This is a genomic window from Paenirhodobacter sp. YD-8 (assembly GCF_056590935.1).
On the sequence record NZ_CM152649.1, the window covers coordinates 1 to 18890 of the forward strand.

Genomic DNA, 18890 nt, shown 5'->3' on the forward strand with positions numbered 1-18890 from the left:
ATGACCAAAGAAACCTGGGGGCGGGTGTGCAATGAACTTCTCAAGACTGTCGGCAAGAGCAACTACACGACCTGGATTGCGCCGCTGCGCATGATCGACATGTCCGAAGGCATCGCTGCCTTCGAGGCTCCGACGAAATTCATGCGTGACTGGGTGTCGCGCAACTTCGGCGAGGCGATCCTGCGCGAGCTGCGCAACGACGGTCATGTCGTCGAGCGGATCGAGTTCCGCGTGCCCGAGCTGCGCCCGATTCCGGCAAACGAGGTCTCGCGCCCTGCCGTGGCCGCGCCGGCCCCCGCCGCGCCGAAGGCCCGTGCCGAGGAAGATCTGCCCGGCGCACCACTCGATGCCCGCTTCACCTTCGACAACTTCGTCGTCGGCAAGCCGAACGAGCTTGCCCATGCCGCCGCGCGCCGTGTGGCCGAGGGCGGACCCGTCACCTTCAACCCGCTCTTCCTCTATGGTGGTGTCGGCCTCGGCAAGACCCACCTGATGCACGCCATCGCGCATGAGTTGCAGATCCGCCGCCCCGAGGCGCGGGTGCGTTACCTGTCCGCCGAACAGTTCATGTACCGTTTCGTGCAGGCGCTGCGCGAACGCCAGATCATGGACTTCAAGGAGATGTTCCGCTCGGTCGACGTGCTGATGGTCGATGACGTGCAGTTCATCGCCGGCAAGGACAGCACGCAGGAAGAGTTCTTCCACACCTTCAACGCGCTCGTCGATCAGGGCAAGCAGATCATCATCTCGGCCGACCGCGCGCCGGGCGAGATCAAGGATCTCGAGGAACGGATCAAGTCGCGCCTGCAATGCGGCCTGGTCGTCGACCTGCACCCCACCGATTACGAGTTGCGCCTTGGCATCCTGCAGACCAAGACCGAGGCTTACCGCGCGCAATACCCGGGGCTGAAGATGGCCGATGGCGTGCTCGAGTTCCTCGCGCATCGCATCACCACCAACGTGCGCGTGCTCGAAGGCGCGCTGACCCGGCTCTTCGCCTTCGCCTCGCTCGTCGGCAAGGAGATCACCCTCGATCTGGCACAGGAATGCCTCACCGACATCCTGCGCGCCTCGGACCGCAAGGTCACGATCGAGGAGATCCAGCGCAAGGTGGCCGAGCATTACAACGTGCGGCTTTCCGACATGATCGGGCCGAAGCGCGTGCGCACCATCGCCCGGCCGCGGCAGGTGGCGATGTATCTGTCGAAGCAGCTCACCACCCGGTCGCTGCCCGAGATCGGCCGCCGCTTCGGCGGGCGCGACCACACCACGATCATGCACGGCATCCGCAAGATCGAGGAGCTGATGGGCTCTGACCGTCAGATCGCCGAAGATATCGACCTGCTGCGCCGCCTTCTCGAGTCCTGAGTCTTGACGCTTCGGCCAAAGCGGCCGAATGTCCGAAAAAACTTGTGCCGGTGCGGGGAGATGCTACCTTTCCGCCCCCGGTTGCCGTGAGGGATGGAAATGAAGATCAGCATCGAACGCGCCGCACTGCTCAAGGCCGTGGCGCAGGCCCAGTCGGTCGTGGAGCGGCGCAACACCATCCCGATCCTGGCCAACGTGCTGGTCGAGGCAGAGGGCGACAGCGTGTCCTTCCGCGCCACCGACCTTGACATCGAGGTGGTGAACAAGGCTCCGGCGCAGGTCGAACGCGCGGGCGCGACGACGGTTTCGGCGGTGATGCTGCACGAGATCGTGCGCAAGCTGCCCGACGGCGCGCTGGTGGTGCTCGCCGACGATCCGGCCGCGGGGCGGCTGACGATCCAGGCGGGGCGGTCGAGCTTCAACCTCGCCACGCTGCCGAAGGAAGATTTCCCGGTCATGGCCTCGTCGGAATACACGGCGAATTTCACCGCCAAGGCGGGGATGCTGAAGCGGCTGTTCGACAAGTCGAAATTCGCGATCTCGACCGAGGAGACGCGCTATTACCTGAACGGCGTCTACATGCATGTGGCGACCGGCGAGAGCGGCCCGGTGCTGCGCTGCGTGGCGACCGACGGCCACCGCCTGGCCCGCATCGACGCGCCGTTGCCCGCGGGCGCCGAAGGCACGCCGGGCGTGATCGTGCCGCGCAAGACGGTGAACGAGCTGCGCAAGCTTCTCGATGACGACGAGGCCGATATCGCGGTCTCGGTCAGCGAGACCAAGGTCCGCTTCGCCACGCCCGAGATCACCCTGACCTCGAAGGTCATCGACGGCACCTTCCCCGATTATTCGCGCGTGATCCCGATGGGCAACGCCCGTCGGCTGGAAGTCGACGCGGCGGAATTCGCCAAGGCCGTCGACCGCGTGGCGACGGTGTCCTCGGAACGCTCGCGCGCCGTCAAGCTGAGCCTCGAGGAGGACCGGCTGGTGCTCTCGGTCAACGCCCCCGATTCCGGCGCGGCCGAGGAAGAGCTGGCCGTCGCCTATGACGACGAGCGGCTGGAGATCGGCTTCAACGCGAAATACCTGCTGGAGATTGCCAGCCAGGTCGACCGCGAGAACGCCGTCTTCCTGTTCAACTCCTCGGGCGATCCGACGCTGATGCGCGAGGGCAATGACACCTCGGCGGTCTATGTCGTGATGCCGATGCGCGTGTGAGGCGCACGAACGCCTCCGGCGGGAGTCTTTTTGCCAGGAAAACGAGGGGCCGATGCTGCGGGACCTGACGCTGCTGCAGTTCCGCTCGCATCGCCGTGCGCAGTTCACCTTCGACGGCCGGCCGGTGGCGATCTGGGGGCCGAATGGCGCGGGCAAGACCTCGGTGCTTGAAGCCGTGTCGCTGCTGTCGCCGGGGCGCGGGCTGCGCCGGGCGGGCGCCGAGGAGCTGATCCGCCGGCAGGAGGCCGTGGGCTGGAAGATCCGCGCCGAGATCGGCGGTCAGGCGGTCGAGACCATGGCCCTGCCCGGCGCCTCGCGCGAGGTGACGATCGACGGCAAGGCCGCGCCGCAGCTGGCGCTTGGCCGGCTGATGCGGGTGCTGTGGCTCGTGCCCTCGATGGACCGGCTCTGGATCGAGGCGGCGGAGGGGCGGCGGCGGTTTCTCGACCGGATGACGCTTTCCTTCGATCCCTCCCATGCCGAGGCGGTGCTGGCCTATGAAAAGGCGATGCGCGAGCGCAACCGGCTGCTCAAGGACATGGTGACCGACGCGGGCTGGTATGGCGCGCTCGAGACGCGGATGGCCGAGGCCGCCGGGCGGATCAGCGCGGCGCGGACCGAGGCGCTGACCCGGATCGCGGCGGCGCAGGCGGGCGCGGCGACGGCCTTTCCGGCGGCGACGCTGACGCTGGTGAACGAGGGGCCGGCGGATCTGGCGGCGGCGCTGGCCTCGGGGCGGCGGCGTGACATGGCGGCGGGGCGCACGCTCGAGGGGCCGCACCGCGCCGATCTCGAGGCGATCTATGCCGAGAAGGCGATCCCCGCCGCGCAATGCTCGACCGGCGAGCAGAAGGCGCTTCTGATTTCGCTTCTTCTGGCCAATGCGCGGGCCGTTGCGGGCGCGCCTTGCGTGCTTTTGCTCGACGAGGTCGCGGCGCATCTGGACGCGGGCCGGCGCGCCGCGCTTTATGACGAGGTCTGCGCGCTCTCCGCGCAGGTGATGATGACCGGCACCGGGGCCGAGCTGTTCGACAGCCTCGGCACACGGGGTCAGGGCTGGCAGGTGACCGAGGCGGGGGGCACCTCGCAGGTCGAGGAGGTGCGATGAGCTATCCGGTGCAGCGCGTGACCCTGATCACGCTCGGTGTGCGCAACCTGACGAAGGCGCGCCGCTTCTACGAGGCGCTTGGCTGGCGCCCGGCCGAGGCGACGCAGGCGGTGGTGTTCTTCCGCATGCCGGGGATGGCGCTTGGCCTCTTCGGGCTGAAGGATCTGGCCGAGGATCAGGGCCGGCCCGAGGTGCCGCTGGGCACCGGCGCGATCACGCTGGCACAGAATTTCGCCACCGAGGCGGATGTGGACGCGGCCTTCGCGGCCGCGCTCGCGGCCGGAGCCGAGCCGGTGAAACCGCCCGCGCGCACCTTCTGGGGCGGCTATTCCGGCTATTGGGCCGACCTTGACGGCCATGTCTGGGAAGTGGCGCGAAACCCGTTCTGGCCGCTTGCGGAAGACGGCACGCTGGCGCTGCCGGACGGCACCGTCCTGCCCTGAAAACCCCGCTGACGCGTGACATTCCCCCGCCGAACTCCTATAAGTCCGCAACACTTGTCAGGATAGGCGCGCATGACCGAAAACAGCCCGAAGAAGTCCGACTACAGCGCGGAGTCCATCAAGGTTCTCAAGGGCCTGGAGGCCGTGCGCAAACGGCCGGGCATGTATATCGGCGACACCGACGACGGCTCGGGCCTGCATCACATGGTCTATGAGGTCGTGGACAACGGCATCGACGAGGCGCTCGCGGGCTATGCGAATTACGTCTCGGTGAAGATCCATGCCGACAGCTCGGTCTCGGTGCGCGACAACGGCCGCGGCATCCCGGTCGACATGCACCACGAAGAGGGCGTCTCGGCGGCCGAGGTCATCATGACTCAGCTGCACGCGGGCGGGAAGTTCAACAACACCGACGAGGGCGGCAACGCCTACAAGGTCTCGGGCGGGTTGCATGGCGTCGGCGTCTCGGTGGTGAACGCGCTGTCCGACTGGCTCGAACTCAAGGTCTGGCGCAACGACAAGGTCTATTTCGCCCGTTTCGAGAAGGGCGAATGCGTCGAGCATGTGCGCGAGATCGGCGATGCGCCGGGCGAGAAGGGCACCGAGGTGCGCTTCATGGCCTCGGCCAAGACGACCGATCCCGAGGGCACCTTCTCGAACCTCGACTACAGCTTCAAGACGCTGGAAACGCGGTTGCGGGAACTGGCCTTCCTGAACTCGGGCGTGCGTATCCTGCTCGAGGACGAGCGCCCGGCCGAGCCGCTGCATGTCGAGCTGCATTATGACGGCGGCGTCAAGGAATTCGTCAAATACCTCGACCGCTCGAAGAGCGCGCTGATCCCCGAGCCGATCTACATGGTGGGCGAGGTGCGCGGCATCGGCGTCGAGGTGGCGCTGTGGTGGAACGACGGCTACCACGAGACCGTGCTGCCCTTCACCAACAACATCCCGCAGCGCGACGGCGGCACGCACCTGGCCGGCCTGCGTGGCGCGCTCACCCGCACGCTGACGAAATACGCCCAGGACAGCGGCATCGCCAAGAAGGAGAAGATCGACTTCACCGGCGACGATGCCCGCGAGGGGCTGACCTGTGTCCTTTCGGTCAAGGTGCCCGACCCGAAATTCTCCAGCCAGACCAAGGACAAGCTCGTCTCCTCCGAGGTCCGGCCGGCGGTCGAGAACCTGGTGAACGAGAAGCTCGGCGAATGGTTCGAGGAACACCCGGGCGAGGCACGCCAGATCGTCGGCAAGATCGTCGAGGCGGCGCTTGCCCGCGAGGCGGCGCGCAAGGCGCGCGAACTCACCCGGCGCAAGACGGCGATGGACGTCGCCTCGCTGCCCGGCAAGCTCGCCGATTGCCAGTCGAAGGACCCCGCCGATTCCGAACTCTTCCTGGTCGAGGGGGATTCGGCCGGCGGCTCGGCCAAGCAGGGGCGCGAGCGCAAGAACCAGGCGGTGCTGCCGCTGCGCGGCAAGATCCTGAACGTCGAGCGCGCGCGCTTCGACCGGATGCTCGGCTCGGAGCAGATCGGCACGCTGATCACCGCGCTTGGCACCGGGATCGGGCGTGACGAGTTCAACATCGGCAAGCTGCGCTATCACAAGATCATCATCATGACGGATGCCGACGTCGACGGCGCCCACATCCGCACCCTGCTGCTGACCTTCTTCTTCCGGCAGATGCCGGAGCTGATCGAACACGGCTATCTCTACATCGCGCAGCCGCCGCTGTACAAAGTCGCGCGCGGCAAGTCCGAGGTCTATCTGAAGGACCAGGCGGCCTTCGAGGAGTTCCTGATCCATCAGGGCATCGAAGGCGCGCGGCTGCGGCTTGGCGACGGCCAGGAGATCATCGGCGCCGATCTCGAGCGCGTGGTCGAGGAGGCGCGGATGATCCGCCGCATCCTGCAGGCCTTCCCGACGCATTACCCGCAAAGCATCCTCGAACAGTCGGCGATCGCCGGCGCGCTGGTGCCGGGCCGGGTCGATGCCGATGCACAGGGCGTGGCGAATGCGGTGGCGACGCGGCTCGACCTTGTCGCGCTTGAATACGAGCGCGGCTGGAGCGGCCGTCCGACGCAGGACCACGGGCTGCGCTTCGCGCGCATGGTGCGCGGCGTCGAGGAGCACCGCACCCTCGACGGCACCGTGCTGCGCTCGGGCGAGGCGCGGCGGCTGGCGCAGCACACCGCGCTGCTGCAGGAGGTCTATGGCACGCCCGCGAAGCTGATCCGCAAGGACCGCGAGCAGCTGATCTATGGCCCGCTGGCGCTGTTGCAGGCGATCCTGTCCGAGGGCGAGAAGGGGCTGACGCTGCAGCGCTACAAGGGGCTGGGCGAGATGAACCCGGAACAGCTGTGGGAAACCACGCTCGACCCCTCGGCGCGCACCCTGCTGCAGGTGAAGATCGACGACGTGGCCGAGGCCGACGACATCTTCACCAAGCTGATGGGCGACGTGGTCGAGCCGCGCCGCGAATTCATCCAGCAAAACGCGCTCAACGTCGAGAACCTCGACTTCTGAGCCCCGATCGGGCGCCGGCAGATCCGGCGCCCGATCCCGCGCCCCGGGCCTTAACCCTGATGGGCGATCGTTTCCCCATTCTGTGCAATTCCCCCGTATTGTCCCCGCCGGGCCCCATTTGCGCCCGATTTCACACCGATGGATTGAGGGACCGAGAAACGTTCCCGAAGGGTGCACAATGGACCGCCTGACCGAAATGGAAGCCTTCGCCACTGTCGTCGATCAGGGCGGCTTCACCGATGCGGCGAAGAAGATGGGCATCTCCAAGTCTGCCGTGTCGAAGCACGTCTCGGCGCTCGAGGCGCGTCTTGGCGCAAGGCTTCTGAACCGCACCACCCGCCGCGTCTCGCCGACCGAGATCGGCCTTGCCTATTACGACCGCGCCCGGCGCGTGCTGAACGACGCGGGCGAGGCCGACGCGCTGGTCACCGCGATGCAGGTGGCGCCCTCGGGTCTGCTGCGGATTTCCGTTGCCACCGATTTCGGGGTGAACCTGCTCTCGCCGGTGCTGGGCGATTTCCTGCAGGAATACCCCGAGATCACCGTGAACATGGTGCTGACCAACCGCTATGTCGAGCTGATCTCGGAAGGCTTCGACATGGCGATCCGGGTGGGCGAGCTGGAAGACAGCACGCTGCGCGCGCGCAAGCTGACCGAAAGCTCGCGCCGGATGATCGCCGCGCCCTCCTATTTCCAGAAATACGGCCGGCCGCTGAAGATCGACGATCTGAACGAGCACAAGCTTCTGCATTATTCCAGCCAGTCGAACGGCAACGTCTGGAAGATCACCGCGCCCTCGGGCGAGCGGCGGCAGGTGCGCTCGGCCGGCTGGCTGACGGTGAACGACGGGCAGTCGCTGCTGCATGCCTGCATCGCCGGGCTCGGCATCGCCTATCTGCCCTCGTTCCTCTACGCCGACGCGATGAAACAGGGGCTGGTCGAGGAGGCGATCCCCGATCTGCCGATGGAGACGCTCGGCATCTATGCCGTCTATCCGCCCGGGCGCTTCACCCAACCCAAGGTGCGCGCCTTCATCGACTTCCTGGCCCAGACCTTCGCCGACAAGGGCCCCGACAACTGGTGAATTCCCTCGCGCGGCGCCACTCCGTCCGGCGCCGTCACTGGCGGGTCGAGGCCAGCACGGCTTCGACCCGTCTATTTTTGTCCCGCCCCTCGGGGGTGAGGCTGGTGGCGCGCGGCGCCAGCCATCCCGCGCCCTCGGCGCTCAGCTGCTCGGGCGCCACGCCGTAATCGGCGATCAGCCGCGCCCGCACCGATTCCGCCCGCCGCTTCGACAACGCGATATTCGCCTCGAGCCCACCGGTCGCATCGGTATGCCCGACAAGGACGATCACCGCCTCGGGCCGGGTCGACAGGTAATCGGCCAGCGCCTTGAGCGAGGTGAAATCCTCGGGGCCAAGATCGGTGGCACCGCTCTCGAAGATCAGGTCATCGAGGGCAACCGCCCCCTTCGCCTCGATCTGCGTGGCGAAATCCGAGGGCGCGATCGCCGGCGAGGGCGTCGGCGAGGCAAGCGGATTGTCGGGCGTGACCGGGCGCACGTCCTGCACCGTCATCGTCGTCAGATGCACGAAGCCCGATTCCGACGAGCGCGAGACGGTCAGCGCCAGCCAGTCGGTGCCCCGCCGCGCCGAGAGATAGCGGAAATCGCCCAGATCGACGTGCATCTCGGGCTCGGACAGCAGGTCGAGCTCATAGCGGAAGTCGAAGCCGCCGCAGGCCTCGGTCTCGCATTGATAGAGGATGGTATAGCCCGCCGCCTGGATCTGGTCGCGCAGGGGAGCGAGGATCTGCAGCGTCGTCTCCTGATCGGCGCGCAGCCGCCAGGCGGTGTCGGTGCGCGTGCCCTCGAGCGTGCTCGCCGGCCCCATGCCATCCTGCCAGGGACCGGTCAGCACCCGATAACTGGTGGCGGCATTGGTGGCCTCGGCCGAGACCGCCGCGCCCTCGGGCAGCGACAGCTCGAGCGGCGCGGCAAGAACGGGAGAGGCAAGCAGGGTGGCGCCAATCAGCGCCAGAACGGGCAGTCTCATGCGGCAGGCTCGCGGCGATAGTGGTAATTGCCGGCCGGCACCATGCCGAGCGCGGTATAAAGGGCAATCGCCGGCGCATTGGCGCTGCGCACGACCAGGGCGAAGGTCTCGGCGCCCTCGCCCCCGGCCCAGCGGACGGCTTCGGCCATGATCGCGCGGGCAAGGCCGCGACGGCGGAAGGCGGGCAGCACCTCGAGCGCGTGCAGCATCGCGACGCCGTCGTGGATCGCGACGAAACCCGCCCCCGCGACGCGGTCGGACGTGCGGCCCAGAACCGCGGCCTTCGGGCCCGCCGCGCGCTCGGCCACCGCCTGCCGCTCGGGGCCGATCTCGCCCTCGCTCCAGACCTCGCGGGTGATGGCGAGCGGCGGCCAATGCGCGAAGGCGGTGACCGGCGGCACGTCGGAGGGCAGCGCGGCAATCGGCGCGGTGAAGAGGGTGACCGGGTCGAAGAGTTCGAAGCCGCGCCCGGCCAGTGCCGCATCCAGCGCCGCCTCGCCCGGACGGACGATGAACTTCGGCGGCTGGCCAAGGGCGCGATGCGCGGCGACGGCGGCATCGATGTCGGCCTCGTCCAGCGGCACTTCAAGGCTTGCCGTGCTGACGCGCGAGCCGCCGCCCAGCCCCTCGCGCACCTTGAAACCGCCCGCAAGCCGGGTGCTGGCGGCGGGCCAGGTGGCGTCGATCACCTCGAAAAGATCGGTCATTGCCCCTCCGGGAAGGTGGCCTGCAGCGCGGCGAAGGCCCCTTCGAGCGCCGCGGGAACGGTCGAGCGCACCACGAGGTTGGTGCCATAACGCCCCTCGGTGACGAAGGGATAGGAACCGAAGCTCGCCTCGGGATGCGCCGCGGCAAGCGCGCGCAGCGCGTCGGCGATCGTCGCCTCGGGCACCATCAGCTGCAGGCTGCGGCTGAGGAGCGGCGCGCCGCCGGTGAGCCGCGGCAGAAGCCCCGCCACCATCGCCTGGAAGATGTTCGGCACCCCCGCCATCACGTGGCAGTTCTCGACCGAGAAGCCCGGCGCCGCCGAGACCGGGTTGTCGATCAGCGCCGCCCCCTCGGGGATGCGTGCCATGCGCAGACGCGCCTCGGTGAACTCGAGGCCGCGGGCGGCGTAATGGGCGGCCAGGATCGCCCGGGCATCCTCGCGCACGCCGATGGTGCGGCCAAAGGCATCGGCGACGGCATCGGCGGTGATGTCGTCATGCGTCGGCCCGATGCCGCCCGAGGTGAAGAGCTGGTCATGCGCCGCCGAGAGCTCGCGCACCGCGGCGACGATGGTGGCGTGGTCGTCGCCGATGACGCGGATCTGGCGCAGGTCGATGCCCACCTTGACCAGCTCCTGCGCGAGGAACCAGGCGTTGCCCTCGCGGGTGCGGCCGGTGAGGATCTCGTCGCCGATGATCAGGATGGCAGCGGTCGGATTGGGCATGTCGGGCCTCCTTTTGCGCAAATGTATAGGCCCGCGCCCGGTGCCGGAAAAGCCCGGCTCTGGCCAAGCCATGCTTTTGTGACTATCTAGGGGGCCAACAAGCAGGAGAAGATCAGTGGAAGAGAGTCGGGGCCGCGTCACCAAGGACGGGATTCGCATCTACAACACCACCAGCGATTTCGATGGCATCCGCGCCGCCTGCCAGGTCACCGCACAGATCCTCGACGAGGTCGCCGACCTCGTGAAGCCGGGCGTGACCACGGCAGAGCTCGATGATTTCATCCGCAACCGCCTTGTCGAGCTCGGCGCCACCTCGGCGACGATCGGCTATCGGGGCTACAAGCACGCCTCGTGCATCTCGGTGAACCATGTCGTGTGCCATGGCATCCCCTCGGACAAGGTGCTGCACGACGGCGACATCCTGAACATCGACGTCACCGTCATCCTCGACGGCTGGTTCGGCGACAGCTCGCGGATGTATGTCGCGGGCAATCTCAGCCGCAAGGCCGAGCGGCTGATCGACGTCACCCATGAATCGCTGATGATCGGCATCGAGCAGGTGAAGCCCGGCAACACCTTCGGCGACATCGGCCATGCGATCCAGACCTATGTCGAGGGCAACCGGATGAGCGTGGTGCGCGACTTCTGCGGCCACGGCGTCGGCCGCGTGTTCCATGCCCCGCCGAACGTGCTGCATTACGGCCGCGCGGGCTCGGGCCCGGTGCTGGAAGAGGGGATGATCTTCACCATCGAGCCGATGGTGAACCTTGGCCGCTATGAAACCAAGGTGCTGGCCGACGACTGGACCGCGGTGACCCGCGACAAGTCGCTGTCGGCGCAGTTCGAGCATTGCGTGGGCGTGACCGCCGACGGCTGCGAGATCTTCACGCTGTCGCCCGCGAACCGCTTCCATCCGACCTGGCGCTGAGCCGGGGGAAGCGCCGGGGGCCCTGCCCCCGGCCCCCCGGGGTATTTTCGCCAAGAAAACGCCGAAGGCTCAGAGCCCGATCAGGGCCGGCACCTGCGCCATGTCGGTGAAGATCTCTGCCCCCGCCGCCGCAAGCCGCGGGTTCTCTCCCTGCGGCGCATAGCCGAGGCAGCGCATGCCAGCGGCCTTCGCCGCGCGTGCGCCGGTCGCGCTGTCCTCGATCACCACGCAGCGCGCCGGATCGGCGCCAAGCGCGCGGGCGGCGTGCAGGTAAAGATCTGGCGCGGGTTTCGGGCAGCCCAGATCCTGCCCCGAGAACAGCAGCCCCTCGAGCCGGGCACGGATCTTCGGATGCTGGCCCAGCGTCGCCTCCATCTTCGCGCCGCGCCCGTTCGAGCCGACGGCGAAGGGAATCCCCTCGGCGTCGAGCCGGGCGAGCAGCGCGGCCACCCCCGGCATCAGCGGCGTGCCGGCGCGCAGCCGGGCGTAGAGCCGCGGGTAATAGCTGTCGACCCAATCGGCGGGCAGCGTCGCGCCAAGCGCCCGGCCCTGCTCGGCCACGCCCTCGATGGTGCCGCCGATGAACAGATCCTCGAGCGCCGGGATCTCCATCGGCAGCCCGTGCGCGGCAAAGTCCGACTGGATCAGGGCGAAGGTGGCGGGCTCGCTGTCGACGAGCACGCCGTCGCAGTCGAAAAGAACAGCCTGAGGTTTCATGCGGGCATCCGGGCAAGGGTGACAAGGGTATCGCCATAGCGACGCTGGTCGATCTGTTCGAGCGGCGCGGGCACGGTGGGGGAAACGCTTTCCTCCCACACGATCATCGCGCCCGGGGCGATCCAGCCATTCGCGAGACAGGAGGCCACCGCCTTCTCGCCCAGCCCCATACCATAGGGCGGATCGAGGAAGACAAGGTCATAGCCCGCGCCACGGCACGGGCCCATGGCGGTGGCGTCGCGGCGCCAGACATCGGTGACGCCCATCGCCCGCATCAGCTCGATGTTGCGGCGCAGAAGCGCGCGCGCCGCGGTGCCGTCGTCGACGAAGGCCACGCGCGCCGCGCCGCGCGACAGCGCCTCGAGGCCAAGCGCGCCGGTGCCGGCGAAGAGGTCGAGCACCCGCGCGCCGGGCACCGGGTTGCCGTGCGTGCCGTTGATCAGAAGGTTGAAGATCGACTCGCGCACGCGGTCGGTCGTCGGGCGCAGATGCGCCTGCGCATCGCCCTCGCCCACATCGGCGAGCTTCAGGCCACGGCGGTCTCCCCCGATGATCCTCATTTCATCAGCGCCTTCAGGTCGGTTTCGGTGGCGATCTGTTCGGGGGTCACGGGCTTGCCCGCCTCGATCAACCGCTTGCCGATCATGTAGGCCCGGGCGTCGTTCAGCGCGTCGACGGCGAGCAGAGTCTCGCCGCGGAAATACCAGAACGAGGCGCCCTCGCCCTGCCGCGTCACCACCCGGTCATAGCCGGTGTTGAGCCCGGCGATCTGCAGCTTGGCATCGAACTGGTCGGACCAGAACCAGGGCCTGGGCGCATAGGCCTTGCCGGCGCCGAGCATGTTCTCGGCCACCAGCTCGCCCATGTCGATGGCGTTGCCGACGCTTTCCATCCGCAACCGGGCGCCCATCCAGGGGAAGGCGGCGCAATCGCCCGCGGCCCAGATCGACGGGTCGTCTGTGCGGCCCGTCGCATCGACGGCGATGCCGTTCTCGACCTTCAGTCCCGCCGCCGCGGCCAGCCCGGTCTCGGGCGTGACGCCGATGCCGGTGATGACGAAATCGGCGTCGATGACCCGGCCGTCGGCCAGCTCGGCGCCGGTGACGCGGGTCTCGCCGGTCAGCCGCTTCAGCCCGATCCCCTCGAGGATGGTGACGCCATGGGCGACATGCAGGGCGCGGATGGCGTCGGCGGTCTCGGCGCAGGCGACGCGGCCGAGAATGCGCGGCGCCGCCTCGATCAGCGTCACGCTCAGCCCGAGTTTCGAGGCGACCGCCGCGGCCTCGAGCCCGATATAGCCGCCGCCGATCACCACGAGGCGGCGGCCGGCGCGGAATTCGGGCTCCATCGCGTCGACATCGGCAAGGGTGCGCACGGTATAGACGCCGGGCAGCTCGCCGCCGATCGCCGCGGGCAGGCGGCGCGGCGGGGCGCCGGTGCACAGCGCCAGCTGGTCATAGGCGAACACCTCGCCCGCCGCCGTCACCGTCTTCGCGGCGCGGTCGATCGCCTCGACCCGCAGCCCGGTGCGCAAGGTGATGTCATTGGCCGCCCACCAGTCATTGCCGCGCAGCGTCAGCCGGTCAAGCGGCATCTGGCCCAGAAGATAGCCCTTCGACAGCGGCGGGCGCTGATAGGGCGCGACCGGCTCCGCGCCAAGGATCGTCACCGCGCCGACATAGCCCAGCCCCCGCAATTTTGCCGCCATCGACGCCGCCGCCTGGCCGCCCCCGACAATCACGATCCCCGCCATCATCTCACCTCTGGTCCCGTTGCGCGCCGACCCTATATCCTCGGGGCAACGACATGCAACGCGAGAGGGACGACATGACTGTAACGGTTGGGGACGTGCTTCCCGGCGCCACGCTGCTGGTTCTGGGAGACAACGGCCCCGAGGCGGTGAGCCTCGGTGCCAAGATGAAGGGGCGCAAGGTGGTGATCTTTGCCGTGCCCGGCGCCTATACCGGCGTGTGCACCACCGCCCATGTGCCGAGCTTCATCCGCACCAAGGACAAGTTCGCCGCGAAGGGCGTCGACGAGATCATCTGCATCTCGGTCAACGACCCCTTCGTGATGAAGGCCTGGGGCGATGCGACCGGCGCGAATGCGGCCGGGATCTCGATGCTCGCCGATGCGGAATCGGCCTTCACCACCGCAATCGGGATGGATTTCTCGGCCCCGCCCGCCGGTCTCATCAACCGTTCGGCCCGCTATGCGATGCTGGTCGAGGATGGCGTGGTGAAGATCCTGCACCGCGAGGAATCGCCCGGCACCTGCGAGATCTCCGCGGGCGAGGGTCTGCTCGCCGCGATGTGACGATCCGGGGGCGCCGCGTGGCGCCCCTCAGCCTTCGGGCGGGGGCTCCGGGGCCACTGCCGCGGCCTTTTCCGCGCACAGGCAGGCGATCGGGCGCGCGAGATCGAGGACGATCTCGGCCTCGGTCTCGATCGCGTCGAGACAATTCGCCAGCTCGGTGTCCAGCACGCTCAGCCCGCCGCAGGAATGGGTGGTCAGGCGGATGTCCACCACGTTGTAGCTGTTGCGCCAGTCCGGGTGGTGATCCATCTTCTCGGCCTCGAGCGCGACGCGCGCCATGAACCCCCAAGCCTGCGAGAAGCTGCGGAACTTCCAGACCTTGCGCAGCGCGTCCCCCTCGGGGGCGGCACGCCAGCCCGTCGCCTCGAGCGCGGGCAGCAGGGCGGCGCGTTCTTCCTCGCTCAGGATCTCGGCCATTCTCGGTCCTCCGTGCTGTTCGCCCCATCCTTGCACATCGGGGCGCCCGGCCAAAGCCCGCGGTTCACTCCTCGGTGCGGAAGGGGCCAAGTGCGGCCAGCGCCTCGATTTCTGCGGCGATGGCGGGGCGTTCGTCCCCGAGATAATCGCCGACGGCCCGGCGCAGCCCCGGGTGGGTCAGAAGATGCACGGAATGCGTGGTCACCGGCATGTAGCCGCGCGCCAGCTTGTGCTCGCCCTGCGCGCCGGCCTCGACGCGATCCAGGCCATGGGCAATCGCCCAGTCGACGGCCTGATGATAGCACAGTTCGAAATGCAGGAAGGCGTGATCCTCGAGACAGCCCCAATAGCGGCCGAAGAGCGCCTCACGGCCGATCAGGTTCAGCGCCCCGGCGACGGGAATGCCATCGCGCTCGGCCAGCACCAGAAGCACCTCGTCGCGCAGCGCGTGCAGGGCGTCGAAGAAGGCGCGGGTCAGGTAGGGCCGGCCCCATTTCCGCCCGCCGGTGTCCTGATAGAAGGCCCACATCGCTGCCCAGTGCTCGGGCCCGATCGCATCGCCGGTCAGCGCCCGGATGGTGCCGCCGAACCCCTGCGCCCGCTCGCGCTCCTTGCGCAGCGCCTTGCGCTTGCGCGAGGCGAGATCGGCGAGGAAATCGTCAAAGCTGCCATAGCCGCGGTTGGTCCAGTGGAACTGCATGCCAATGCGGTGCAGCCAGCCCGCCCCGGTCGCCGCCGTCACCTCGTCTTCGGTGCAGAAGGTGAGGTGGACGGAGGAGAGCCCCGCGCCCTCGGCCACCTCGGCCATCGCCTGCAACAGCGCGGCGCGGCCCGCAGCCTCGTGCCCCGGGCGGGTCAGCAGGCGACGGCCGGTGACCGGGGTGAAGGGCACCGCGGCCTGAAGTTTCGGGTAATAGCGCCCGCCCGCGCGCTCGAAGGCCTCGGCCCAGCCGTGGTCGAAGACATATTCGCCCTGCGAATGGCTTTTCAGATAGAGCGGCGCGACGGCGATCACCTGCCCCGCTTGCCGCGCCACCATCGGCCGCGGCATCCAGCCGGTGCCCTCGCCGACCGAGCCCGAGGTCTCGAGCGCGGTCAGGAAGCGATGCGTGGTGAACGGATCAAGCGGGCGCCCGCCGTCCTGCGCCTCGGGACAGGCGCAGGCGTTCCAGTCGGTTTCCGAAATCTCGGAAACTCCGGAAAGAATCGAAACTTCGACGGCCGCGCTCATCTGCCCCCTCGGGAAACCTGCCCCGATGGTGGCGCGCCGCGACGCGGCGTCAAGCCGGGATCGGCGCCGGATAGCCCTCGAAGGTGATGTTCTGCGCGATCTTGCGCGCCGTGGCCTCGGCCTCGGGCGAGCGGATCGTCCAGCACAGGATGGCCGCGCCCTGCGCCTTCAGGGCCGCGACCCGTGGCGTGTCCAGCGCCGCCGCCTCGTGCGAAATGAAGCACGCGCCGACGCGGTCGTAATCGGGGATCTCGCGCAGGCTGTCGCGCACCGCGGCGGGCAGCAGAGGCCAGTCCTCGGCGGTATAGGCCGAAGTCGTCAGCCCCACCGCCACATCGGGTGCCGCGGCACGGAAGGCCGCGATGGCGTTCGGGTTGAAAGACATCACCGCGACCGGCCCGGCATAGGCCGCGATCTGCGCCGCCGCCGCGCGTTCGAGCGCACCGTCGGTGCCGCCCATGGCGCCGTGCTGGTCCTTGATCTCGATCAGCAGCGGCACCCGGCCGGCGACGAGGGCCAGAAGCTCTGCGAGCGTCGGGATCCCCTCGTCACCGCCCAGAAGCGGCATCGCGGCCAGCTCGGCCGCGGTGAAGCCGCCGATCCGGCCGGCCACGCCGGTCAGCCGGCGCAGGTCGTAATCGTGAAACACCATCGGCACGCCATCGGCCGAGGGCTGCAGATCGCATTCGATCGCATAGCCCGCGGCAATCGCGGCGCGCGCGGCGGCCAGACTGTTCTCGGGGCGGCCGGCGGCGCGGTCGTGATAGCCGCGATGCGCGACCGGCAGGCGCAGGAAATCGGGGGACAGCATCATGCGACCTCGAAGATCGCCTCGATCTCGACGGCGACGCCCAGCGGCAGCGAGGGCGCAGCGACGGCCGAGCGGGCATGGCGCCCGATCTCGCCGAAGACCTCGACCATCAGGTCCGAGGCGCCATTCACCACCTTCGGCTGGTCGGTGAACTCGGGCGTCGAGTTGACGAAGCCCACGAGCTTGACGACCCGCGTCACCCGGTCGAGATCGCCCAGCGCGGCGCGCGCCTGCGCCAGCAGCGCAAGCCCGCAGCGGCGGGCGGCGGCGGCGCCTTCCTCGATGCTCAGATCGGCGCCGAGACGACCGGTGATCAGCCCCGTCGCATCCGACGAGATCTGCCCCGAGACGAAGAGCTGGTTGCCCGTGCGCACGAAGGGCACGTAATTCGCGGCCGGCGCGGGGGCCGGCGGCAGCTCGAGTCCAAGCTCGGCAAGACGCGTTTCGATCAGGCTCATGATTCCCTCCATGTCCGGCGCGACGCTAGGATCTCGCCGCCCGGGGCTCAAGCGCTTTTGCCGACGAAAGAGGCTGTGAAATGCGCCACAACGCGCTAGATCAGGGGCAGCCGGCGGCACAGGCCGGCGCCGTCGAAAGGGGATGCGATGCGCGAGAGCCACCAGATCGAAGCCGCCGTCAGCCGGGCCGAAGAGGCAAGCCCGATGCCCGACCCGGTCGATCCGCGGCAATTCCGCGACGCGCTTGGCCGGTTCGCCACCGGGGTCACCGTCATCACCACCTGCGAGGCCGATGGCGCCGCGCCGGTGGGGATCACCGCGAACAGCTTCGCCTCGGTCTCGCTCGATCCGGCGCTGGTGCTGTGGTCGGCGGCGCGTTCCTCGATGCGGCACCGGCATTTCTCGGTCGCGCAGGCCTTCGCGGTGCATGTGCTGGGCTTCGGCCAGCAGAGCCTCGCACAGCGCTTCACCGGCAAGGGCGAAGGCTTCGCGGGGCTCGACCACCGGCAGAACGCCGAAGGCGTGCCGGTCTTCGACGACGTGCTCGCCCGGTTCGAATGCCGCACCGAGGCGACGCATGAGGGCGGCGATCACACCATCATCATCGGTCGGGTGATCCGCTTTGCGCTGTGTGGCGAGGGCGATCCGCTGGTCTTCGCCGGCGGTCGCTACGGCCGGTTCGAACCGAGCTGAGCGGGGCCGCGCCCTTCAGCGATACCGCGTGCGGTCGCTTTCGGTGATCTCGCGGATCACCCGCGCGGGGTTGCCGGCGCAGATGACATTCGGGGGAACATCCCCGCGCACCACCGATCCGGCGGCGATGACGCTGCCCGCGCCGATCGTCGCCCCGGGCAGGATCGAGACGCCGGCACCGATCCAGACATCGTCGCCGATCGTCACCGGCCGCGCATATTCCAGCCCCATGGCGCGCTGCTCGGCGTCGAGCGGGTGACCCGCGGTGTAGATGCCGACATTCGGCGCGATGAAGCAGTTGCGCCCGATCGTGACCTTCGCTCCATCCAGGATGACGAGGTTCACGTTGGCATAGAAATTCTCGCCGATCTCGATGTTGAAACCATAGTCGCAGTGGAAGGCGCCGTCGAAGGTGAAGGCCTCCCCGGTGCGGCCGAGCAGGCGCCTGAACAGCACATGGCGCCGCATCTCCTCATCGGGGTGCAGCCCGTTGAGCTCGAACAGAAGCCGCTTCGCCGCGCGACGCTTCTCCACAAGGCCCGGGTCGTGGTTCGCGTCGTAAAGCAAGCCGGCCGCGGCTTTTTCCATCTCGTCCAAGGCGGCGTTCCCTAGTCGAGCCGGGCGATCTGTTCGGCCAGCTGCGCCACCGCCTGCGACTGCGCCGCGGCGATCGCGGCCGGCCCCTCGCCCGCAAGCGGCACGCTCAGGTCGAAGCGGCGCACGATGTCGCGGCCCTCGGCCATCGCCGGGGTGACGTAATAGCTGCCGGTCAGCCGCACCACGCCGTCGGCCTGCGCCATGAACTGCTCGACCCGCACCTCGATGCGGCGCTGCGGCCCGTCGGCCAGCGGCCAGGGCTCGGCGATCACCCGCGCCCCGGAAAGCGCCGAGATCTGCCGCGCCAGCGCCAGCGTCACCGCTCGCGGCGGATCGTCGGCCCAGATCGTCTTCGGCGTCGAATGCAGCGCGCCATCCGCCCCCTGCCAGGCAATCTCCTGCCCCGAGGCATATTGCGGCAAGGACACCTCGCGCAGCTCGGCCATGCCGAGCCGGTCGGGCAGGCGCTGCGTCGCCGCCGGCGGGTCGATGGTGTAGCGCGCGGTCTTTTCCGGGTTCGAACAGGCGGCAAGCGCCGCGACGGTGGCAAGGAGAAGGAGACGGGTCATGGCACTC

21 protein-coding genes are annotated in these 18890 nt (G+C 68.7%); 9 read left to right on the top strand and 12 right to left on the bottom strand.

The features are described from left to right. From dnaA to AC0QTQ_RS00030, 6 genes are all read left to right on the top strand, one after another. Positions 1 to 1368: a chromosomal replication initiator protein DnaA gene (gene dnaA / locus AC0QTQ_RS00005; protein WP_220668845.1), complete on the top strand. Its 1368-nt coding sequence runs from the start codon at positions 1 to 3 to the stop codon at positions 1366 to 1368. A 99-nt stretch (positions 1369 to 1467) separates the two neighbouring features. Next, positions 1468 to 2586, top strand: a complete 1119-nt coding sequence (dnaN, locus tag AC0QTQ_RS00010; protein ID WP_121534049.1) for a DNA polymerase III subunit beta — start codon at positions 1468 to 1470, stop codon at positions 2584 to 2586. Positions 2587 to 2638: 52 nt separating this feature from the next. Continuing rightward, positions 2639 to 3694, top strand: coding sequence for a DNA replication/repair protein RecF (gene recF / locus AC0QTQ_RS00015; protein ID WP_480257744.1), 1056 nt, complete (start codon positions 2639 to 2641; stop codon positions 3692 to 3694). Beyond that, a complete protein-coding gene (locus tag AC0QTQ_RS00020) occupies positions 3691 to 4137 on the top strand; it encodes a VOC family protein (RefSeq protein WP_121534047.1) in 447 nt (148 codons plus the stop codon). Before recF ends, AC0QTQ_RS00020 begins: the two co-directional genes overlap by 4 nt. A gap of 72 nt (positions 4138 to 4209) precedes the next feature. Continuing rightward, positions 4210 to 6660: a DNA topoisomerase (ATP-hydrolyzing) subunit B gene (gyrB, locus tag AC0QTQ_RS00025; RefSeq protein ID WP_480257745.1), complete on the top strand. Its 2451-nt coding sequence runs from the start codon at positions 4210 to 4212 to the stop codon at positions 6658 to 6660. Between the two features lie 178 nt (positions 6661 to 6838). Continuing rightward, positions 6839 to 7744 (top strand): LysR family transcriptional regulator, encoded by a 906-nt coding sequence (locus AC0QTQ_RS00030; protein ID WP_121534045.1) that lies wholly within the window; start codon positions 6839 to 6841, stop codon positions 7742 to 7744. Between the two features lie 34 nt (positions 7745 to 7778). Here the strand turns inward: AC0QTQ_RS00030 and AC0QTQ_RS00035 are convergent, their stop codons facing one another. From AC0QTQ_RS00035 to AC0QTQ_RS00045, 3 genes are read right to left on the bottom strand one after another with little or no spacing between them, the layout of a single operon-like run. Continuing rightward, entirely contained in the window at positions 7779 to 8714 is a 936-nt protein-coding gene (locus AC0QTQ_RS00035; RefSeq protein ID WP_480257746.1) for an OmpA family protein, read from the bottom strand. Beyond that, positions 8711 to 9421 (bottom strand): GNAT family N-acetyltransferase, encoded by a 711-nt coding sequence (locus AC0QTQ_RS00040; RefSeq protein ID WP_480257747.1) that lies wholly within the window; start codon positions 9419 to 9421, stop codon positions 8711 to 8713. The genes AC0QTQ_RS00035 and AC0QTQ_RS00040 overlap by 4 nt, the downstream gene beginning before the upstream one ends. After that, positions 9418 to 10146 carry a competence/damage-inducible protein A gene (locus AC0QTQ_RS00045; RefSeq protein ID WP_480257748.1) on the bottom strand — a complete coding sequence of 243 codons (729 nt, stop codon included), beginning with the start codon at positions 10144 to 10146 and terminating at the stop codon, positions 9418 to 9420. The genes AC0QTQ_RS00040 and AC0QTQ_RS00045 overlap by 4 nt, the downstream gene beginning before the upstream one ends. Before the next feature lie 115 nt (positions 10147 to 10261). On the opposite strand from AC0QTQ_RS00045, the gene map reads away from it, so the two are divergent. Beyond that, positions 10262 to 11074 carry a type I methionyl aminopeptidase gene (map, locus tag AC0QTQ_RS00050; protein WP_121534041.1) on the top strand — a complete coding sequence of 271 codons (813 nt, stop codon included), beginning with the start codon at positions 10262 to 10264 and terminating at the stop codon, positions 11072 to 11074. 69 nt (positions 11075 to 11143) lie between these two features. On the opposite strand, the gene AC0QTQ_RS00055 is transcribed toward map, so the two are convergent. From AC0QTQ_RS00055 to AC0QTQ_RS00065, 3 genes are read right to left on the bottom strand one after another with little or no spacing between them, the layout of a single operon-like run. Further along, a complete protein-coding gene (locus tag AC0QTQ_RS00055) occupies positions 11144 to 11791 on the bottom strand; it encodes an HAD family hydrolase (protein ID WP_480257749.1) in 648 nt (215 codons plus the stop codon). Further along, positions 11788 to 12351 carry a 16S rRNA (guanine(966)-N(2))-methyltransferase RsmD gene (gene rsmD, locus AC0QTQ_RS00060; protein WP_480257750.1) on the bottom strand — a complete coding sequence of 188 codons (564 nt, stop codon included), beginning with the start codon at positions 12349 to 12351 and terminating at the stop codon, positions 11788 to 11790. The genes AC0QTQ_RS00055 and rsmD overlap by 4 nt, the downstream gene beginning before the upstream one ends. Then, on the bottom strand, positions 12348 to 13544 hold the full coding sequence (locus AC0QTQ_RS00065; RefSeq protein ID WP_480257751.1) for an NAD(P)/FAD-dependent oxidoreductase: 1197 nt from the start codon (positions 13542 to 13544) through the stop codon (positions 12348 to 12350). Before AC0QTQ_RS00065 ends, rsmD begins: the two co-directional genes overlap by 4 nt. 74 nt (positions 13545 to 13618) lie before the next feature. Between AC0QTQ_RS00065 and AC0QTQ_RS00070 the strand changes: the two genes are divergently transcribed. Beyond that, the gene (locus tag AC0QTQ_RS00070; protein ID WP_121534038.1) at positions 13619 to 14107 is read left to right on the top strand and encodes a peroxiredoxin; all 489 of its coding nucleotides are present in this window, start codon (positions 13619 to 13621) and stop codon (positions 14105 to 14107) included. A 27-nt stretch (positions 14108 to 14134) separates the two neighbouring features. Here the strand turns inward: AC0QTQ_RS00070 and AC0QTQ_RS00075 are convergent, their stop codons facing one another. The 4 genes from AC0QTQ_RS00075 to AC0QTQ_RS00090 form a co-directional block, all read right to left on the bottom strand. Next, positions 14135 to 14524 (bottom strand): 4a-hydroxytetrahydrobiopterin dehydratase, encoded by a 390-nt coding sequence (locus AC0QTQ_RS00075; RefSeq protein ID WP_480257752.1) that lies wholly within the window; start codon positions 14522 to 14524, stop codon positions 14135 to 14137. Positions 14525 to 14588: 64 nt separating this feature from the next. Then, positions 14589 to 15755 carry a GNAT family N-acetyltransferase gene (locus AC0QTQ_RS00080; RefSeq protein WP_480257753.1) on the bottom strand — a complete coding sequence of 389 codons (1167 nt, stop codon included), beginning with the start codon at positions 15753 to 15755 and terminating at the stop codon, positions 14589 to 14591. Between the two features lie 49 nt (positions 15756 to 15804). Beyond that, positions 15805 to 16569, bottom strand: coding sequence for a glycerophosphodiester phosphodiesterase family protein (locus tag AC0QTQ_RS00085; protein WP_121534035.1), 765 nt, complete (start codon positions 16567 to 16569; stop codon positions 15805 to 15807). Continuing rightward, positions 16566 to 17024, bottom strand: a complete 459-nt coding sequence (locus AC0QTQ_RS00090) for a RidA family protein (RefSeq protein ID WP_121534119.1) — start codon at positions 17022 to 17024, stop codon at positions 16566 to 16568. The genes AC0QTQ_RS00085 and AC0QTQ_RS00090 overlap by 4 nt, the downstream gene beginning before the upstream one ends. Positions 17025 to 17171: 147 nt before the next feature. Here AC0QTQ_RS00090 and AC0QTQ_RS00095 point away from each other — a divergent pair, with 147 nt between their 5' ends. Next, the gene (locus AC0QTQ_RS00095; protein ID WP_480257754.1) at positions 17172 to 17717 is read left to right on the top strand and encodes a flavin reductase family protein; all 546 of its coding nucleotides are present in this window, start codon (positions 17172 to 17174) and stop codon (positions 17715 to 17717) included. Between the two features lie 15 nt (positions 17718 to 17732). Here AC0QTQ_RS00095 and AC0QTQ_RS00100 read toward each other — a convergent pair whose 3' ends face one another. Further along, positions 17733 to 18305 carry a sugar O-acetyltransferase gene (locus AC0QTQ_RS00100; protein WP_480259249.1) on the bottom strand — a complete coding sequence of 191 codons (573 nt, stop codon included), beginning with the start codon at positions 18303 to 18305 and terminating at the stop codon, positions 17733 to 17735. Between the two features lie 20 nt (positions 18306 to 18325). Continuing rightward, positions 18326 to 18883 carry a PqiC family protein gene (locus AC0QTQ_RS00105; RefSeq protein WP_121534032.1) on the bottom strand — a complete coding sequence of 186 codons (558 nt, stop codon included), beginning with the start codon at positions 18881 to 18883 and terminating at the stop codon, positions 18326 to 18328. Positions 18884 to 18890: the final 7 nt, after the last annotated feature.

Bases quoted from the DNA above. Each gene is read 5' to 3' on its own strand.
- AC0QTQ_RS00055 (WP_480257749.1), bottom strand. From the start codon at position 11,791: ATGAAACCTCAGGCTGTTCTTTTCGACTGCGACGGCGTGCTCGTCGAC.
- recF (WP_480257744.1), top strand. From the start codon at position 2,639: ATGCTGCGGGACCTGACGCTGCTGCAGTTCCGCTCGCATCGCCGTGCG.
- AC0QTQ_RS00095 (WP_480257754.1), top strand. From the start codon at position 17,172: ATGCGCGAGAGCCACCAGATCGAAGCCGCCGTCAGCCGGGCCGAAGAG.
- rsmD (WP_480257750.1), bottom strand. From the start codon at position 12,351: ATGAGGATCATCGGGGGAGACCGCCGTGGCCTGAAGCTCGCCGATGTG.
- AC0QTQ_RS00090 (WP_121534119.1), bottom strand. From the start codon at position 17,024: ATGAGCCTGATCGAAACGCGTCTTGCCGAGCTTGGACTCGAGCTGCCG.
- AC0QTQ_RS00030 (WP_121534045.1), top strand. From the start codon at position 6,839: ATGGACCGCCTGACCGAAATGGAAGCCTTCGCCACTGTCGTCGATCAG.
- AC0QTQ_RS00075 (WP_480257752.1), bottom strand. From the start codon at position 14,524: ATGGCCGAGATCCTGAGCGAGGAAGAACGCGCCGCCCTGCTGCCCGCG.
- AC0QTQ_RS00020 (WP_121534047.1), top strand. From the start codon at position 3,691: ATGAGCTATCCGGTGCAGCGCGTGACCCTGATCACGCTCGGTGTGCGC.
- AC0QTQ_RS00085 (WP_121534035.1), bottom strand. From the start codon at position 16,569: ATGATGCTGTCCCCCGATTTCCTGCGCCTGCCGGTCGCGCATCGCGGC.
- gyrB (WP_480257745.1), top strand. From the start codon at position 4,210: ATGACCGAAAACAGCCCGAAGAAGTCCGACTACAGCGCGGAGTCCATC.
- AC0QTQ_RS00045 (WP_480257748.1), bottom strand. From the start codon at position 10,146: ATGCCCAATCCGACCGCTGCCATCCTGATCATCGGCGACGAGATCCTC.
- AC0QTQ_RS00070 (WP_121534038.1), top strand. From the start codon at position 13,619: ATGACTGTAACGGTTGGGGACGTGCTTCCCGGCGCCACGCTGCTGGTT.
- AC0QTQ_RS00080 (WP_480257753.1), bottom strand. From the start codon at position 15,755: ATGAGCGCGGCCGTCGAAGTTTCGATTCTTTCCGGAGTTTCCGAGATT.
- AC0QTQ_RS00065 (WP_480257751.1), bottom strand. From the start codon at position 13,544: ATGGCGGGGATCGTGATTGTCGGGGGCGGCCAGGCGGCGGCGTCGATG.
- dnaA (WP_220668845.1), top strand. From the start codon at position 1: ATGACCAAAGAAACCTGGGGGCGGGTGTGCAATGAACTTCTCAAGACT.
- AC0QTQ_RS00105 (WP_121534032.1), bottom strand. From the start codon at position 18,883: ATGACCCGTCTCCTTCTCCTTGCCACCGTCGCGGCGCTTGCCGCCTGT.
- AC0QTQ_RS00040 (WP_480257747.1), bottom strand. From the start codon at position 9,421: ATGACCGATCTTTTCGAGGTGATCGACGCCACCTGGCCCGCCGCCAGC.
- dnaN (WP_121534049.1), top strand. From the start codon at position 1,468: ATGAAGATCAGCATCGAACGCGCCGCACTGCTCAAGGCCGTGGCGCAG.
- AC0QTQ_RS00035 (WP_480257746.1), bottom strand. From the start codon at position 8,714: ATGAGACTGCCCGTTCTGGCGCTGATTGGCGCCACCCTGCTTGCCTCT.
- AC0QTQ_RS00100 (WP_480259249.1), bottom strand. From the start codon at position 18,305: ATGGAAAAAGCCGCGGCCGGCTTGCTTTACGACGCGAACCACGACCCG.